Source organism: Streptomyces sp. NPDC046860 (assembly GCF_040645115.1).
In the GTDB taxonomy this organism is placed as follows: domain Bacteria; phylum Actinomycetota; class Actinomycetes; order Streptomycetales; family Streptomycetaceae; genus Streptomyces.
The window spans coordinates 228,196-242,780 of sequence record NZ_JBEYXQ010000001.1 but is presented as its reverse complement, the minus strand read 5'-3'; the positions used below and the strand labels follow the sequence as shown (position 1 = coordinate 242,780).

At 71.9% G+C, this 14,585-nt stretch carries 14 protein-coding genes and 2 tRNA genes; 8 read left to right on the top strand and 8 right to left on the bottom strand.

Annotated elements, in window-relative coordinates:
- Position 1: 1 nt before the first annotated feature.
- Positions 2-856 carry an SOS response-associated peptidase gene (locus ABZ898_RS01150; RefSeq protein ID WP_361651515.1) on the bottom strand — a complete coding sequence of 285 codons (855 nt, stop codon included), beginning with the start codon at positions 854-856 and terminating at the stop codon, positions 2-4.
- A 50-nt stretch (positions 857-906) separates the two neighbouring features.
- On the opposite strand from ABZ898_RS01150, the gene ABZ898_RS01145 reads away from it, so the two are divergent.
- From ABZ898_RS01145 to ABZ898_RS01130, 4 genes are all read left to right on the top strand, one after another.
- Entirely contained in the window at positions 907-1,629 is a 723-nt protein-coding gene (locus tag ABZ898_RS01145; protein WP_361651513.1) for a M50 family metallopeptidase, read from the top strand.
- Between the two features lie 60 nt (positions 1,630-1,689).
- The gene (gene aroA / locus ABZ898_RS01140; RefSeq protein WP_361651511.1) at positions 1,690-3,006 is read left to right on the top strand and encodes a 3-phosphoshikimate 1-carboxyvinyltransferase; all 1,317 of its coding nucleotides are present in this window, start codon (positions 1,690-1,692) and stop codon (positions 3,004-3,006) included.
- A gap of 17 nt (positions 3,007-3,023) precedes the next feature.
- Positions 3,024-4,034 carry a ribosome small subunit-dependent GTPase A gene (gene rsgA, locus ABZ898_RS01135; RefSeq protein WP_361651509.1) on the top strand — a complete coding sequence of 337 codons (1,011 nt, stop codon included), beginning with the start codon at positions 3,024-3,026 and terminating at the stop codon, positions 4,032-4,034.
- A gap of 84 nt (positions 4,035-4,118) precedes the next feature.
- Positions 4,119-4,442, top strand: coding sequence for a multidrug efflux SMR transporter (locus ABZ898_RS01130; RefSeq protein WP_361651507.1), 324 nt, complete (start codon positions 4,119-4,121; stop codon positions 4,440-4,442).
- A 4-nt stretch (positions 4,443-4,446) separates the two neighbouring features.
- Here the strand turns inward: ABZ898_RS01130 and ABZ898_RS01125 are convergent, their stop codons facing one another.
- Positions 4,447-5,052 carry a helix-turn-helix domain-containing protein gene (locus tag ABZ898_RS01125; protein ID WP_361651505.1) on the bottom strand — a complete coding sequence of 202 codons (606 nt, stop codon included), beginning with the start codon at positions 5,050-5,052 and terminating at the stop codon, positions 4,447-4,449.
- Positions 5,053-5,216: 164 nt separating this feature from the next.
- Between ABZ898_RS01125 and hisN the strand changes: the two genes are divergently transcribed.
- From hisN to ABZ898_RS01110, 3 genes are all read left to right on the top strand, one after another.
- Positions 5,217-6,017 (top strand): histidinol-phosphatase, encoded by an 801-nt coding sequence (hisN, locus tag ABZ898_RS01120; RefSeq protein WP_361651503.1) that lies wholly within the window; start codon positions 5,217-5,219, stop codon positions 6,015-6,017.
- 162 nt (positions 6,018-6,179) lie between these two features.
- The gene (locus tag ABZ898_RS01115; protein WP_361651501.1) at positions 6,180-6,605 is read left to right on the top strand and encodes a CBS domain-containing protein; all 426 of its coding nucleotides are present in this window, start codon (positions 6,180-6,182) and stop codon (positions 6,603-6,605) included.
- 116 nt (positions 6,606-6,721) lie between these two features.
- On the top strand, positions 6,722-7,138 hold the full coding sequence (locus ABZ898_RS01110; RefSeq protein ID WP_361651499.1) for a transcriptional repressor: 417 nt from the start codon (positions 6,722-6,724) through the stop codon (positions 7,136-7,138).
- A gap of 91 nt (positions 7,139-7,229) precedes the next feature.
- Here ABZ898_RS01110 and ABZ898_RS01105 read toward each other — a convergent pair.
- The 4 genes from ABZ898_RS01105 to ABZ898_RS01090 form a co-directional block, all read right to left on the bottom strand.
- Positions 7,230-7,303, bottom strand: a tRNA-Met gene (locus tag ABZ898_RS01105).
- Positions 7,304-7,375: 72 nt separating this feature from the next.
- Positions 7,376-9,205 (bottom strand): tetratricopeptide repeat protein, encoded by a 1,830-nt coding sequence (locus tag ABZ898_RS01100; protein ID WP_361651497.1) that lies wholly within the window; start codon positions 9,203-9,205, stop codon positions 7,376-7,378.
- A gap of 205 nt (positions 9,206-9,410) precedes the next feature.
- A tRNA-Met gene (locus tag ABZ898_RS01095) sits at positions 9,411-9,484 on the bottom strand.
- A 43-nt stretch (positions 9,485-9,527) separates the two neighbouring features.
- Positions 9,528-12,404: a UPF0182 family protein gene (locus ABZ898_RS01090; RefSeq protein WP_361652255.1), complete on the bottom strand. Its 2,877-nt coding sequence runs from the start codon at positions 12,402-12,404 to the stop codon at positions 9,528-9,530.
- 157 nt (positions 12,405-12,561) lie between these two features.
- Between ABZ898_RS01090 and ABZ898_RS01085 the strand changes: the two genes are divergently transcribed.
- A complete protein-coding gene (locus ABZ898_RS01085; protein WP_361651495.1) occupies positions 12,562-13,110 on the top strand; it encodes a PPA1309 family protein in 549 nt (182 codons plus the stop codon).
- A gap of 97 nt (positions 13,111-13,207) precedes the next feature.
- Here ABZ898_RS01085 and ABZ898_RS01080 read toward each other — a convergent pair whose 3' ends face one another.
- A complete protein-coding gene (locus tag ABZ898_RS01080; RefSeq protein ID WP_361651493.1) occupies positions 13,208-14,305 on the bottom strand; it encodes a PDZ domain-containing protein in 1,098 nt (365 codons plus the stop codon).
- A 50-nt stretch (positions 14,306-14,355) separates the two neighbouring features.
- Positions 14,356-14,529 carry a hypothetical protein gene (locus tag ABZ898_RS01075; RefSeq protein ID WP_361651491.1) on the bottom strand — a complete coding sequence of 58 codons (174 nt, stop codon included), beginning with the start codon at positions 14,527-14,529 and terminating at the stop codon, positions 14,356-14,358.
- Positions 14,530-14,585: the final 56 nt, after the last annotated feature.

Here is a 14,585-nt window from a genome sequence, read left to right as displayed (position 1 = left end):
GTCAGAAGAGTGTGCCCTCCTCCGGCCCCTCCAGCTCCTTCAGCAGCTCCGGGCCGTTGTTGCGGACGTTGCTGACGGCCGTGGGGACCGGGTAGGCCCGCATCAGGCCCTCGGGCGGCGGGGCCAGGAGTTCCCGCAGCTCCCCGGGGTCGGTGCTCGCGGGGTCCAGCCAGGCGTCCCAGCGGTCCGGGGTGAGCATGAGGGGCATCCGGGGGTGGATGTCGGCGAGCGAGCCGGGGCCCTCGGCGGGGGCGACGGCCAGCGGGCCCCGCTCGGCCTCGGTGGTGATCACCGAGCAGGTCGCCCACCAGGCGCCGGGGTGGTCGGCGGGCAGGGTCGGGTCGCGCCAGAACTCGTACAGCCCGGCCATGGCGAACACCGAGCCGTCGGCGGGGAGCACGAAGTACGGCTGCTTGCGGGGGCGCTTCTTCCTGCCCTCCACCTCCAGGTCGCGCTCCTGCTCACCGGTGACCCACTCGTAGTAGCCGTCGGCGGGCAGGATGCAGCGCCGGGCGGCGAAGGCGCGGCGGTAGGCGGGCTTCTCGTGCACGGTCTCGGCGCGGGCGTTGATCATCCGGGCGGCGCCCTCGGGCGTCTTGGCCCAGGACGGCACCAGTCCCCACCTCAGCCGGCGCAGCTGGCGAACCGGACGGCGGTCGGCGGCGTCTTTCAGCGGACGGTCCAGGATCGCGTAGACCTCCTTGGTGGGGGCCACGTTGTAATCCGGCGCCAGGGTCTCCTCGGGCTCCGGCGCGTGGGCGCTCCCTTCGGCGGGGGCCGGGGGGACCCCCATTTCGATGTCGAAGACCGCCGCGAGATCCTCTGGGCTACGACTGGCCGCATACCGTCCGCACATATGAGCCACAGTGCCAGAGTCCGTCCGACGACAGGGAGCCACCCGTAGACATGGACAGCAATACGACCACCGCGCTGCCCGACCTCTGGGACCGGCTCAGCGGTACCCAGCCCGGTCCCGATCTGTGGGTGGTCCTCGCCACACTGGCCGCCGCGCTCTGCGCGGTCGCCCCGCATCCGGTGTGGCGGGTGGCCCGGAACGCGGTCACCATCGCGCACGAGGGCGGCCACGGGCTGATCGCGCTCGTGACCGGCCGCAAGCTGACCGGGATACGCCTGCACTCCGACACCAGCGGCCTCACGGTCAGCCGGGGCAAGCCGTACGGGCTCGGCATGATCCTGACCGCGGCCGCGGGCTACACCGCCCCCTCGCTGCTCGGGCTCGGCGGCGCCGCGCTGCTGGCGGCGGGCCGGATCACCCTGCTGCTGTGGGTGGCGACCGCCCTGCTGCTGGCGATGCTGGTGATGATCCGCAACGCCTACGGGGTGCTGACCGTGGTGCTGACCGGCGGGACCTTCCTGCTGGTGTCGTGGCTGGCGGGGCCGCAGGTGCAGGCGGCGTTCGCGTACGCGGTGGTGTGGTTCCTGCTGCTGGGCGGGGTGCGCCCGCCGTTCGAGCTGCAGGCGAAGCGCATGCGGGGCGGCGCCGGGGACTCGGACGCGGACCAGCTGTCCCGGCTGACCCACGTACCGGCGTGGCTGTGGCTGTTCCTGTTCCACGCGGTGTCGGTGTGCTCGCTGATCGGGGGCGGGCGGTGGCTGCTGCGGCTGTGAGTGTCCAAGGGCTGGTTGGATCAAGATCTGGGTACGGTCCCAGCCACTAAAGTGGGGCGCATGACCGTGAACCCCGCTCATACCGCCCTCTGGCCCGCCCCGCACGCGACCGGAGCCGTCGACGCGACGGTCCACGTGCCCGGTTCCAAATCGGTCACCAACCGGGCCCTGGTGCTGGCCGCCCTCGCCTCCGAGCCGGGCTGGCTGCGCCGCCCGCTGCGCTCGCGGGACACACTGCTGATGGCCGGGGCGCTGCGCGCGATGGGCGTGGAGATCGAGGAGGGCGTCGGTCCGGACGGTTCCGGCGAGGCGTGGCGGGTGCTGCCGACCGGGCTGCGCGGTCCGGCCACGGTGGACGTCGGCAACGCGGGCACGGTCATGCGTTTCCTGCCGCCGGTGGCCGCGCTGGCCGACGGCCCGGTCCGCTTCGACGGCGACCCCCGTTCCTACGAGCGTCCGCTGCACGGCGTGATCGACGCGCTCAGGGCGCTGGGCGCCCGGATCGACGACGACGGCCGGGGCGCGCTGCCGCTGACCGTGCACGGCGGCGGGGCGCTGGAGGGCGGCCCGGTGTCGGTGGACGCCTCGTCCTCGTCGCAGTTCGTCTCGGCGCTGCTGCTGTCCGCGCCGCGCTTCAACCAGGGTGTGGAGGTCCGTCACACGGGCGCGACGCTGCCCTCGCTCCCCCACATCCGTATGACGGTGGACATGCTGCGCGCGGTCGGTGCCCAGGTGGACACCCCGGAGTCGGGCGGCGAGCCGAACGTGTGGCGGGTGACGCCGGGCGCGCTGCTGGGCCGTGACCTGACGATCGAGCCGGACCTGTCCAACGCGCAGCCGTTCCTGGCGGCGGCCCTGGTCACCGGCGGCAAGGTGACGGTCCCGGACTGGCCGGAGCGCACCACCCAGCCGGGTGACCGGCTGCGGGAGATCTTCACCGAGATGGGTGGCTCCTGCGAGCTGACCGAGTCCGGGCTGGCCTTCACCGGCTCCGGCTCGGTGCACGGCATCGACGTGGACCTGAGCGACGTGGGCGAGCTGACCCCGGGCATCGCCGCGGTCGCCGCGCTGGCGGACTCCCCGTCGACCCTGCGGGGCGTGGCCCACCTGCGGCTGCACGAGACCGACCGGCTGGCGGCGCTCACCAAGGAGATCAACGAGCTCGGCGGCGATGTCACCGAGACCGCCGACGGTCTGCACATCCGCCCCCGCCCGCTGCACGGCGGCGTGTTCCACACCTACGACGACCACCGGATGGCGACGGCCGGTGCGATCATCGGCCTGGCGGTGCCCGGCGTGCGGATCGAGAACGTGGCGACGACGGCGAAGACCCTCCCGGACTTCCCCGAGCTGTGGGCCGGGATGCTCGGTAACTGACGGGCGGACTGACGATCATGCGCCGCTACGGCAAGCACACCGACGAGGACGACATCCGCACGCGTCCCAACCGCAAGGGCAACCGGCCGCGGACCAACATCCGGCCCAAGCACGAGGACGCGGCGGAGGGGATGGTCCTCACCGTCGACCGCGGCCGGCTGACGTGCCTGGTCGAGGGGCGGACGGTCACCGCGATGAAGGCCCGGGAGCTGGGCCGCAAGGCGGCGGTGGTGGGCGACCGGGTGTCGCTCGTCGGTGACCTGTCGGGCCAGAAGGACACGCTCGCGCGGATCGTGCGCATCGGGGAGCGCTCCTCCCTGCTGCGCCGCACCGCCGACGACGACGACCCCTACGAGCGGGTCGTGGTGGCCAACGCCGACCAGCTCGCCATCGTGACCGCCCTCGCGGACCCCGAGCCGCGCCCCCGGCTGATCGACCGCTGCCTGGTCGCGGCGTTCGACGGCGGCCTGGAGCCGCTGCTCGTGCTGACCAAGTCGGACCTGGCGAGCGCGGACAAGCTGCTGAAGCTGTACGGCGACCTGGACATCCCGTACGTGGTGACCAGCCGCGAGGAGCTGGAGACCGGCGACGCGGCGGACCGGGTCCGCGAGCACCTGGACGGGAAGATCACGGCGTTCGTCGGCCACTCCGGGGTCGGCAAGACGACCCTGGTCAACGCGCTGGTGCCGCGGGACCGGCGGCGTACGACGGGACACGTCAACGCGGTGACGGGCCGGGGCCGGCACACCACGACCTCCGCGCTCGCGCTGCCGCTGGGCGACGGCGAGGGCTGGGTGGTCGACACTCCCGGCGTGCGGTCCTTCGGGCTGGCGCACATCGACCCGTCACGGGTGATCAACGCCTTCCCGGACCTGGTGCCGGGGACGGCGGACTGCCCGCGCGCGTGCAGTCACGACGAGCCGGACTGCGCGCTGGACGCGTGGGTGGCCGAGGGGCACGCGCGCCAGGCCCGGCTGTACTCGCTGCGCCGGCTGCTGGCCACGCGGGAGCGCCGCGAGGGCGACTGAGCGCCGTGTGGTTTGCGAGGACCCGGGTTCGGTAAGTGCATAATCGCCCCGAGCCGGGGTTCCGGACCTACGGGAGGACAGCACATGGCGTGGCTGATGGTCATCGTCGCCGGGCTTCTGGAGACCGGTTTCGCCGTGTGCCTGAAGCTGTCCCACGGGTTCACCCGGCTGTGGCCCACCATCGCCTTCGCGTCCTTCGCCCTGGGCAGCTTCGGTCTGCTCACCCTGGCCCTGAAGAAGCTGGACGTCGGTCCGGCCTACGCGGTGTGGACGGGGATCGGCGCGGCCGGCACGGCGATCTACGGCATGATCTTCCTCGGTGACCTGGTCTCCACCCTGAAGATCGTGTCCATCTCCCTGGTGATCATCGGGGTGATCGGTCTCCAGCTGTCGGGCTCGGCGCACTGAGGCGTCAGAGCCGCTGGCGGTGCAGGGCGTTGTGGACGAGCGCCGCGGTGCCGCCCTCGTCCGCGGGTGCCGCCACGCAGGACAGGCCGAGCCGGAGGGCCACCTCGCAGGCGAAGGCCAGCCCGGCGGCCTCGGAGGCGGGGGTGCCGGGCGCGGTGAGGACGGCGACGGCACGGTCGCGGACGATCCGCAGGAAGTCGCCGGGGGCGGGCAGCGGCCCGTCGGCCCGCCGCTGCGCGGGCACGGTGGAGGCGGAGGGCAGGCCGGGGCGGGCGGGCTCGGGGAGCCGTTCGGTCCAGGCGCCGGTGAGCATGGCCCGTACGAGCGCGTTGCCGCGGGCGGCCGTGGCGGTCCACTCGGCGGTGGCGGCGAGGCGGTCGCGGGGGTCGGCGTGGGTGGCGAGGGCGCGGTCCACCCCGGCGAGGTAGCCGTCGGCCTCGCGCCGGATGAGCGCCCTGGCCAGGCCGTCCTTGCTGCCGAACTCGTTGTAGAGCGTCTGCCGGGACACCCCGGCCGCCGCGGCCACGTCGACCATGCGCACCGTCGACCACGGCCGGTGGGCGAGCGCTCTGCCTGCGGCGTCCAGCAGCGATTCGCGGGCTGCGGGCATCTTCGCCTCCCTGGGGCGAGCTGTGGCGCTTAGATTTGACTCGCCGGTGGGCCCTGTCAAGACTCCGGGGGCGTACCGGGGGCGCGGTCCGGCCGTCGCGCCGTACGCCGCGCCCGTGCTCCCCCTGGTGGCTTCGGGACGCCCCCGGCCGATACGGTCGTCACATGCCGGACTATCTCGACGATCTGCGCCTCGCCCATGTCCTCGCGGACGCCGCCGACGCCGCCACCATGGAGCGCTTCAAGGCCCTCGACCTGAAGGTCGAGACGAAACCGGACATGACGCCGGTCAGCGAGGCGGACAAGGCGGCCGAGGAGCTGATCCGCAATCATCTCCAGCGCGCCCGTCCGCGCGACTCGGTGCTCGGCGAGGAGTACGGCGCCGAGGGCTCGGGGCCGCGCCGCTGGGTGATCGACCCGATCGACGGCACCAAGAACTACGTGCGCGGGGTCCCGGTGTGGGCGACCCTGATCGCGCTGATGGAGGCGGGTCCGGGCGGGTTCCACCCGGTCGTGGGCCTGGTGTCGGCGCCCGCGCTGGGCCGCCGCTGGTGGGCGGCGAAGGACCACGGCGCCTTCACCGGGCGCAGCCTGACCTCGGCGAGCCGTATCCATGTGTCCGGGGTGAACGACCTGGCCGACGCCTCCTTCGCCTACTCCTCGCTGACCGGCTGGGAGGAGCGGGGCCGGCTCGACGACTTCCTCCAGCTGTCCCGTGAGGTGTGGCGCACGCGCGCGTACGGCGATTTCTGGCCCTACATGATGGTGGCGGAGGGCTCGGTGGACCTGTGCGCGGAGCCGGAGCTGTCGCTGTGGGACATGGCGGCGAACGCGATCATCGTGACCGAGGCGGGCGGCACCTTCACCGGCCTCGACGGGCGTCACGGCCCGCACAGCGGTGACGCGGCGGCGTCCAACGGACTGCTGCACGGGGAGCTGCTCGGCCGCCTCGGCCAGGAGCGCTGACCCGGCCGGACCGGGCACACCCACGCGGGCCGCGCGCCCTCAACTGGCCGCGTGCGCCCTCTTGTTGACCTCTCCTTTACCTGTCACTCTGAAGCCTCCCTCACTTGTGAATTCGTGAATCCGCGCGTGCGGCGCGGATTCCGCAGGAGGTGGCTTCCTTCCATGCTCACGCCCGCGCCCGACTCCTCCCCCACCCTCGTCAAAGACGCCATGAGCACGGTGGTCCTCACCATCGGCCCCACCCACACCCTCCGCCAGGCCGCCGCCCTGATGTCCGCCCGCCGGGTCGGCGCCGCCGTGGTGCTCGACCCGGACGCGGGCGGCATCGGCATCCTCACCGAACGGGACATACTCAACTCCGTCGGCCTGGGCCAGGACCCGGACGCGGAGGCCGCGCACGCCCACACCACGACGTCCGTGGTCTTCGCCGCCCCGGCTTGGACCCTGTACGAGGCCGCCCGCGCCATGACGCACGGCGGCTTCCGGCATCTGGTCGTGCTCGACCGGGGCGAGCCCGCGGGCATCGTCTCGGTCCGCGACATCATCCGCTGCTGGAGCCTGCTCCGGGCCCCCGAACCCGCTCTCTGAACCCCGCCCGGCAGGGTTGGAACCCACCGAACCAACTTGGACATGGTCCAACCCTGCCCTGATTCCAAAATCACACCTGTTCGGGATCTGTCCGGCCGACTGTTACCCTGGCTGCCATGAGTGACCTTCTGGACCGGCTGCGTGGACGCGGATGGCGGATGACCTCGCAGCGCCGTGTGGTGGCCGAGGTGCTGGACGGCGAGCACGTCCACCTCACGGCCGACGAGGTCCACGCGCGCGCCGTGGTGAAGCTGCCCGAGATCTCCCGCGCGACCGTCTACAACACCCTGGGTGAGCTGGTCTCGCTGGGCGAGGTGCTGGAAGTCACCACGGACCGGCGTGCCAAGCGGTACGACCCGAACGCGCACCGCCCGCACCACCACCTGGTCTGCTCGGGCTGCGGCGCGATCCGTGACGTGCACCCCACCGGCGACCCGCTCTCCGAGCTGCCCGACACCGAGCGCTTCGGCTTCGCGGTGTCCGACGTCGAGGTGACCTACCGCGGCCTGTGCCCGGAGTGCTCGGCCGCCTGACGCACAGGCGTGGGCGGTCCCGCCCACGCCTCACCGTCCGCATACGACTGAGGGCCGGAATCCATTTCGGATTCCGGCCCTCAGCCTTCAGTAGCGGGGACAGGATTTGAACCTGCGACCTCTGGGTTATGAGCCCAGCGAGCTACCGAGCTGCTCCACCCCGCGTCGGTGAACACGACACTACGGGACCCATGGCCGCCGAGGCAAATCCGTTCCCACGGGCCCCGTCGGCCCAGGTCACGCGGACAGCTCCTCGCGCAGCGCGTCGCGCAGCCGCGCCGCCCGCTCGCCGACCTCCTTGGGGCCCAGCTCCACCGCGCGGGCGGCCCAGCGCTGCCCCTCGGCCAGCTCGCCCCGGCGCGCGTACACCAGGGCCAGGCGCAGCGCGGCCCGGCCGTGCCCGGCGTCGGCGGCACGGGTCCACCACACGGCCGCCTCGGGCTCGCTGCCCTCGCGGGCCAGGAGCAGCCCCAGGTTGAAGGCGCCGTTGCGGGAACCCGCCTCGGCGGCCGCCCGGTACCAGCGGGCCGCCTCGACCACGTCACCGCGCGCCGCCGCGAGCATGCCGACCCGCACCTGCGCCCGCCGGTGGCCCTGTCCGGCCGCCCGCTCGTACCACTCCTCGCACTCGGTCTTGTCGTGCACGCTCTCGCCCAGCTCGTGCGCGGGCTCGGGCGGGCGGCGCGCGTCCAGCACGGTGGCCAGCCGGTACGCGGCCTCCGCGCTGCCGCCGCCCGCGGCGCACCGCAGGTGGCGCTCGGCGGTCTGCTCGTCGCCCTCGCGCAGCCGGGCGATGCCGACCTGGAGGGCGGCCTCGGTGTGCCCGGCGGCGGCCGCCCGCTCGTACCAGCGCACCGCGGCCTCGCGGTCCCGCTCGGTGTCCCGGCCGGCGTGCAGGATGCCGAGGTTGAACGCGGCGTCCACGCTGCCGGCCTCGGCGGCCTTGGAGAACCACGGCTCGGCGCCGCTGGTGTCGCCGCCGCGCAGCAGCAGGATGGCCAGCGCGTTCGCCGCCTCCCGGTGCCCGGCGTAGGCGGCGCGCCGGTACCACTGCTCGGCCTGGGCGGTGCGGCCCTGCTCGGCGCAGAGCAGCCCGAGGTTGTAGGCGCCGTTGTCGTCCCCGGCGTCCAGCGCGGCCCGGTACCAGCGCTCGGCGGTCTGGGTCTCGCCGCGCTCGGCGTGCAGCGCGCCGAGGGCGTTGGCCGCGTTGCCGTCGCCGTCCTGGGCCGCGCGCAGCCACCACACGGCCGCGCTCTCGGTGTCCCCGGCGTCGCGCAGCAGGAAGCCGAGGGCGCAGGCGGCGCGGGCCTCGCCGTCCTTGGCCGAGGTCAGGTACCAGCGCCCGGCCTCCTTCAGCTCGCCGCGCTTCTCCAGGATGGCGCCGAGGTGCAGCGCGGCCCGGCGGTGGCCGCGCGCGGCGGCCTGCCGGTACCACTGCTCGGCCTCGGCGGACGCCTCCTCGGTGCCCGGCTCCTCCTCCGGGCCGCCGGGCTCGGGGTCGCCTCGGTCCAGGGAACGGGCGAGCCGGTAGGCGGCCTCGCGGTGGCCGCGCTCGGCGGCGGCACGCATCCAGTACGCGGCGCGCGAGTCGCCGCGGTGCTCCAGCAGGTCGGCGAGGGCGTAGGCGCCGAGCACGTGTCCCTGCTCGGCGGACTGGCGCAGCCAGTACTCGGCGGCGGGTTCGTCGCCGCGCTCGCGGTGGTGGCGGCCGAGCGCGTGCGCGGCGGCGGCCGATCCGGCGACGGCGGCGATCCGCCACCAGCCGGCGGCCTCGTCGGGGTAGCCGCGCTGGTGCAGCAGGACACCGAGGTTGTTGGCGGCGGGCCGGTCGCCGGCGGAGGCGGCGGCGCGGAGCTGGGGTTCGGCGGCGTCGAGATCTCCCCGGCGCAGCAGCATGGCGCCGAGTACGCTGGCGGCCTCGGCGTCTCCGGTGCGCGCGGCCATCCCGAGGCGCACCTCCTCGGCGTCCTCCACCGTCTCGTACTCGTCACGAGACGGTCCCTCACCCGAAGGCTGCACAAATCGCCCTGTCTCGAACAGAGTTGCCTTGTCCCCCATAACGTCCATCGTCGCACCACCTGCAACCTGGGTACACCCGGTGTACCGCAGCCCGTGAGGTCACTTCAGCGTTTTGTCGACATGCCCACAGAGAGACAAGTCAAACACAGTTGGCCCAACTCCGGTCGGCGGCGCGGCCGATGAGACACCGCGTACATGAGTTCGCACATCACGAAGGCCCGGATCTCGATGAGATCCGGGCCTTCGTTTTCAGTAGCGGGGACAGGATTTGAACCTGCGACCTCTGGGTTATGAGCCCAGCGAGCTACCGAGCTGCTCCACCCCGCGCCGTTGTGTGCACAACTCTAGCACGGCGCGGGGCGGGCTCGGGTCAGTCGCCGCTGGTCCGGGGCTTGTCCGCCGCGGACTGGGCCTCCTCGGCCTTGCGCAGCGCGTCCTGGAGGTCCTTCTGGGCCTTGGCGTAGGCGTCCCAGTCAGGGCCGGACTTGAGTGCCTCCTGGCCCGCGTCGTACGCCTTCTGCGCGTCCTGGAGCGCCTGGCGGACCGTCGGGTTCGTGGACGCCGGCGGTTCGGTGGTGCCGGACTCCGGCGGCTCGGAGCCCTTGACCCCGAAGACCTTGTCCAGCGCCTCGTCCAGGGTGTCCTCGAAGGCGGTCCGGCCTTCGTAGGTCACCAGCACCTTGCGCAGCAGCGGGTACTTCAGGGCGCCGCCGCGCACGTACACCGGCTCCGCGTACAGCAGGCCGCCGTCGAGCGGGACGGTGAGCAGGTTGCCGTACTCCACCTGGGAGTGGCCCCGGCTCAGCAGGCTGATCGTCTCCGCGATGGACGGTTCGGAGTTGAACTGGCTCTGGACCTGCTTGGGGCCGTCGACGGTGGTGCTCGTCGGCAGCTTCAGGATTCTGATCGTGCCGTAGTCGCTGGCGCGCGGATCGGAGTCGACGGCCATGAACGCGCTCAGGTTGTCCCGGCCGTTCGGCGTGAAGGTCGTCGTCAGCGAGAAGACCTGCTTCTTCTGGTCCGGCATCTTCATGCTCAGGTAGTACGGCGGGACCGAGTCGCGGGAGTCGTTGGACGGGTCGTCCGGGACCTGCCACACCTCGCTGCCGCTGAGGAAGGTCTGCGCGTCGGTGACGTGGTAGCGGGTGAGCAGCTCGCGCTGGACCTTGAACAGGTCCTGCGGGTAGCGCAGATGGGCCATCAGCTCGGGGCTGATGTCCGCGCGGGGCTTCACCGTGTGCGGGAACGCCTTCATCCACGTCTTGAGCACCGGGTCGGCCGAGTCCCACTGGTAGAGCTTGACGTCACCGGTGTACGCGTCGACGGTCGCCTTGACCGAGTTGCGGATGTAGTTGACCTGGTTCTGCTGGGCCACCACCGCGCGGGAGTTGTTGGTCGCGGTCAGCGAGTCGGCCGTGGTGTCCCCGAGCGTGGTGCGCGAGGCGTACGGGTAGCCGTTGCTGGTCGTGTAGGCGTCGACGATCCACTGGATGCGCCCGTCGACCACGGCCGGATAGGCGTCGCCGTCGATGGTCAGCCAGGGCGCGACGGACTCGACGCGGTCCTTGGGCGTGCGGTTGTACAGGATGCGCGAGCCGTCGCCGATCGCCCCGGAGTAGAGGATCTGCGGCTCGTTGAAGGCCACCGCGTACGCGGCCCGGTTGAACGGGTTGTCGAGGTTGACGCCGCTCTTGCCCTGGTAGCTGGTGGTCTTCTCGCCCTCGTCGTCGGAGTAGTCGATCTCCTTCTGGGGACCGCCGACGATGGAGTAGGTGGTGGTCTTCTCGCCGTAGTAGACCTGCTGCTGGTACGAGCCCAGGTCGCCCTTGGAGGGCAGGTTCTTCTCGGTGAAGACCGGGCGGCCCTTGTCGTCGGCCTCGGTCCCCTTGGCCGCGACGACGCCGTAGCCGTGGGTGTAGCGGAAGTGGTCGTTGATCCAGTTGTTCTTGGGGATGCCGGCGAGGTTCAGCTCGCGCAGGCCGAGGACGGTGTCCTGCTCCTTGCCGTCCTTGGTGGCGTACCGGTCGACGTCGAGGTTGGTCGGGAAGCCGTAGTAGTTCCGGATCTGCTGGAGCTGCTGGAACGTGGGCGAGACCACGTTCGGGTCCATGATGCGGATGCTGGCCGTCTGTCCGACCTGGTCGCGCAGCTTGGTCCGGTCGTCGGTGGCCGCCCGGCCCGGGTACTCGCTGACCTTGGTGTGGTCGATGCCGTACGCCTCACGGGTCGCCGTGAGGTTCTTCCGCACGTACGGGGCTTCCTTGGCCTGCTCGTTGGGCTGGACCTGGAACTTCTGCACGATGGCCGGGTAGAGGCCGCCGATCAGGACCGCGGAGAGCACCATCAGGCCGAAGCCGATGACGGGGAGCTGCCAGGTGCGCCGCCACAGGGTGGCGAAGAACAGCAGGGCGCAGATGACGGCGATGAAGAACAGGATCGTCTTGGCGGGCAGATAGGCGTTGGCGTCCACATAGCGCAGGCCCGTCCAGTTGCCCGTGGTCTTGAAGTCGCTGGACTTCACCGCGAGGCCGTACCGGTCGAGCCAGTAGGCGATCGCCTTCAGGGACACGAAGAGGCCGAGGAGCACCGACAGATGCCCGGTCGCGGCGGCGGAGGCGCGCGAACCGGGGCTGGTGACGCGCAGCCCGCCGTACAGGTAGTGGGTGAGCGCGGCGGCGATCAGCGACAGGATGGCCGTGGCGAAGCCGAAGGCCAGCAGGAAGCGGTACCAGGGCAGGTCGAAGGCGTAGAAAGAGACGTCCCGGTGGAACTGGGGGTCCTTCTGCCCGAAGGAGACGCCGTTGACCCACATCAGCCAGGTCCGCCACTGGCCGGCCGCGGAGGCGCCGCCGATGAGGCCGACCAGCGCGGTGACCGCGAGCAGCAGCCAGGTCTTGTACGGGGCGATGCCCATGCGGTACCGGTCGAGGCTCTGCTGTTCCATCGACATGGCGCTCAGCGGGGGCCGCAGCCGGTGGGCGAGCCAGATGTTGAAGCCCACCGCGAGGGCCATCAGCACGCCGCAGACGAAGAACAGCCCGATCTTCGTCCACAGGGTGGTGGTGAACACCGAGGAGTAGTGGACCGACCGGTACCAGAGCCAGTCGGTCCAGAAGCCGGCGAACATGGTGAAGGCCATGGCGAGGGCGGCCAGCACACCCAGGGTCACGAGGAGGGTCCTCACCCGCCGGGACGGTCGGCCCGCCCTGATCCGTGGCCCCGTCGGGCCTCCGCCGCGGTCCGGCATCTGGAAAGCCAAGGTGCGCACCTCGAAGTCGCTGTCGATCCGTCAGACCCTCGGGTTCGCGGGCCCCTGGTGGCCCCCTGTGATCGAAGGCCCCCACCTATGCAACTTACTCACGGTTTACTCGGTTCCCGTTTTCGGCCGGGAACGAGGCAGGATTGTGACCATGTCCAACACTCCCATGGCGGCGAGCCCGCTCACCCGGGCCGTACTCGAGATCGACGAGTACGCGTCCGGCCTCGGCTGGGACCAGCCGGCCCGCCTCTTCGCCCTCGTCGACACCGCGCGGCTGCGCACCCAGGAACCTTCCCTCGCGGCCCAGTTGGGTCTGGACGAGGAGACCGCGACCTCCGGCCTCACCCCGATCGAGCAGGACGAGGTCCCGGCGAACAAGCCGCTCGACGAGTTCCTCGCCACCATCGCCTGGCCCGACGCGGTGGTCGGCTGCGCGCTCACCGTGGAGCGCCTGATGCTCCCCTCGTCCGTCGACACGCAGGTCCCGCAGGGGCTGAGCGACGCCGAGCTGGCCAAGTGGGTGGCCTCCCGCCCGGAGCGGCAGGAGGTGCGGATGACGGTCGCGGTGCTGCGTGACGGCAACCGCGAGTCGGCGCTGCGGCTGCGCGAGAAGGACAGCTCGACCGAGGTCCTGACCGGTCCCGACCTGGTGCCGGGGCTGGCCGAGGCGCTGGCGGCCACCTTCGCCGACTGATCCTCGTACCGCACCTGCGCGCGGGGGCGCCCACCGGTTTCCCGGGGGCGCCCCCGCGCGTTCGCGTGCCGCGCGTCTCGGCTCCGCGCCGGTCGTCTCAGCCCTTGGTGGTGCACTTCGGCAGGTCGGCGGTGCGTCCCTCGCGGATGTCCTCCAGGGACTTCAGCGCGTCGCCGATCTTCTTCACCTTGACCAGGGTGAGGCCGTCCGGGGTGTCCTTGGCGGCGGAGGCGCAGTTGTCGGCCGGGGTGAGGAAGTACTCGGCGCCCTTGTCGCGCGCGCCGACCGTCTTCATCTCGATGCCTCCGATGGGGCCGACCGTGCCGTCGTCGTCGATGGTGCCGGTGCCCGCGACGAACTTGCCGCCGGTGAGGTTGCCGGGGGTGAGCTTGTCGTAGATGCCGAGCGCGAACATCAGTCCGGCGCTGGGGCCGCCCACGTCGGCGAGCTTGATGTCGACGGTGAACGGGAAGGTGTGGTCGGTCCCGGCGGAGATCCCGACGATGGCCCGGTGGGCGCCCTTGTCGGCGGAGTCGGCGGTCGTGATCGTCACGTCCTGGGTCTTCGTCGCCGTCCGGTGCGCCTTCTCGGCGGCCGCCTGCTCCTTGGCGGGGACGACGGTGAAGACGGCCTTCTGGCCCGGCTTGTGCGCGGTCACCAGCTTGGCCACGTCGGCGGGCTGCCGTACCGGCTTGCCGTCCACGGCCTTGATCACGTCACCCGCGTGCAGCCGGCCCTCGGCCGGGGAGTCCTTGATCACCGTGGAGACGATCACCCAGGACTTCACCGGGATGCCCAGTTTCTCGAGCGCGGCGACCTTGGCGCTCTCCTGGGACTGGCTGAACTCCTCGGCGTTCTCCTGGGTGGACTGCTCCTCGGTCTTGCCGTCCGGGTAGAGCGTGTCGTGCGGGACGACCTTGGTGTCGTGGGCCAGCCAGCCGTAGACGGCCTCCACGAGGTTCATCCGGAAGTCCGCGCTGGTCACCCGGACGGTCGTCATGTTCAGGTGGCCGTCGGCCGGATAGGTGCGGCGGCCCGAGACCTGGAGCACCGGCTCGCCGTCGTGCTCCCCGAGCGTGTTCACGGTCGGCCCCGGGGACATCTCCGCGTACGGCACGGGGATGAGCACTCCCGCGCACAGCAGCGCGATCAGCATCAGGGTGGACGCGAGCATCGTCGCAGTACGGCGTGGCATGGCACGACAGTACGGGACAGGGGTGTCAGCACCCCGTCAGGGCACCCCTGTCAGGCGCCGGGGGCTCCGGTGCGGGACTTCTCCATGGCCTCGCGGAAGCGCGCGTAGCCGTCGAGCTCGGGGCCGTCGCCGCGGGTTCTGCGGGTCCGGTTGGCCCAGCTCCCCCACAGACCGGCCGCGACCGCGGCGATAAACGGAATCAGCAACCAGGCGAGCACCGCCATGCCGACCTCCCAACCCCATGAGCGTCCGCGAACCGACTGATCAGCAGATTAACCAT

Coding starts and splice junctions, on each gene's coding strand:
- ABZ898_RS01150 (WP_361651515.1), bottom strand. CDS start 856: ATGTGCGGACGGTATGCGGCCAGTCGTAGCCCAGAGGATCTCGCGGCG.
- ABZ898_RS01115 (WP_361651501.1), top strand. CDS start 6,180: ATGCTCACGCCCGCGCCCGACTCCTCCCCCACCCTCGTCAAAGACGCC.
- ABZ898_RS01125 (WP_361651505.1), bottom strand. CDS start 5,052: ATGCCCGCAGCCCGCGAATCGCTGCTGGACGCCGCAGGCAGAGCGCTC.
- ABZ898_RS01145 (WP_361651513.1), top strand. CDS start 907: ATGGACAGCAATACGACCACCGCGCTGCCCGACCTCTGGGACCGGCTC.
- hisN (WP_361651503.1), top strand. CDS start 5,217: ATGCCGGACTATCTCGACGATCTGCGCCTCGCCCATGTCCTCGCGGAC.
- ABZ898_RS01130 (WP_361651507.1), top strand. CDS start 4,119: ATGGCGTGGCTGATGGTCATCGTCGCCGGGCTTCTGGAGACCGGTTTC.
- ABZ898_RS01090 (WP_361652255.1), bottom strand. CDS start 12,404: ATGCCGGACCGCGGCGGAGGCCCGACGGGGCCACGGATCAGGGCGGGC.
- ABZ898_RS01110 (WP_361651499.1), top strand. CDS start 6,722: ATGAGTGACCTTCTGGACCGGCTGCGTGGACGCGGATGGCGGATGACC.
- aroA (WP_361651511.1), top strand. CDS start 1,690: ATGACCGTGAACCCCGCTCATACCGCCCTCTGGCCCGCCCCGCACGCG.
- rsgA (WP_361651509.1), top strand. CDS start 3,024: ATGCGCCGCTACGGCAAGCACACCGACGAGGACGACATCCGCACGCGT.
- ABZ898_RS01080 (WP_361651493.1), bottom strand. CDS start 14,305: ATGCCACGCCGTACTGCGACGATGCTCGCGTCCACCCTGATGCTGATC.
- ABZ898_RS01100 (WP_361651497.1), bottom strand. CDS start 9,205: ATGGACGTTATGGGGGACAAGGCAACTCTGTTCGAGACAGGGCGATTT.
- ABZ898_RS01075 (WP_361651491.1), bottom strand. CDS start 14,529: ATGGCGGTGCTCGCCTGGTTGCTGATTCCGTTTATCGCCGCGGTCGCG.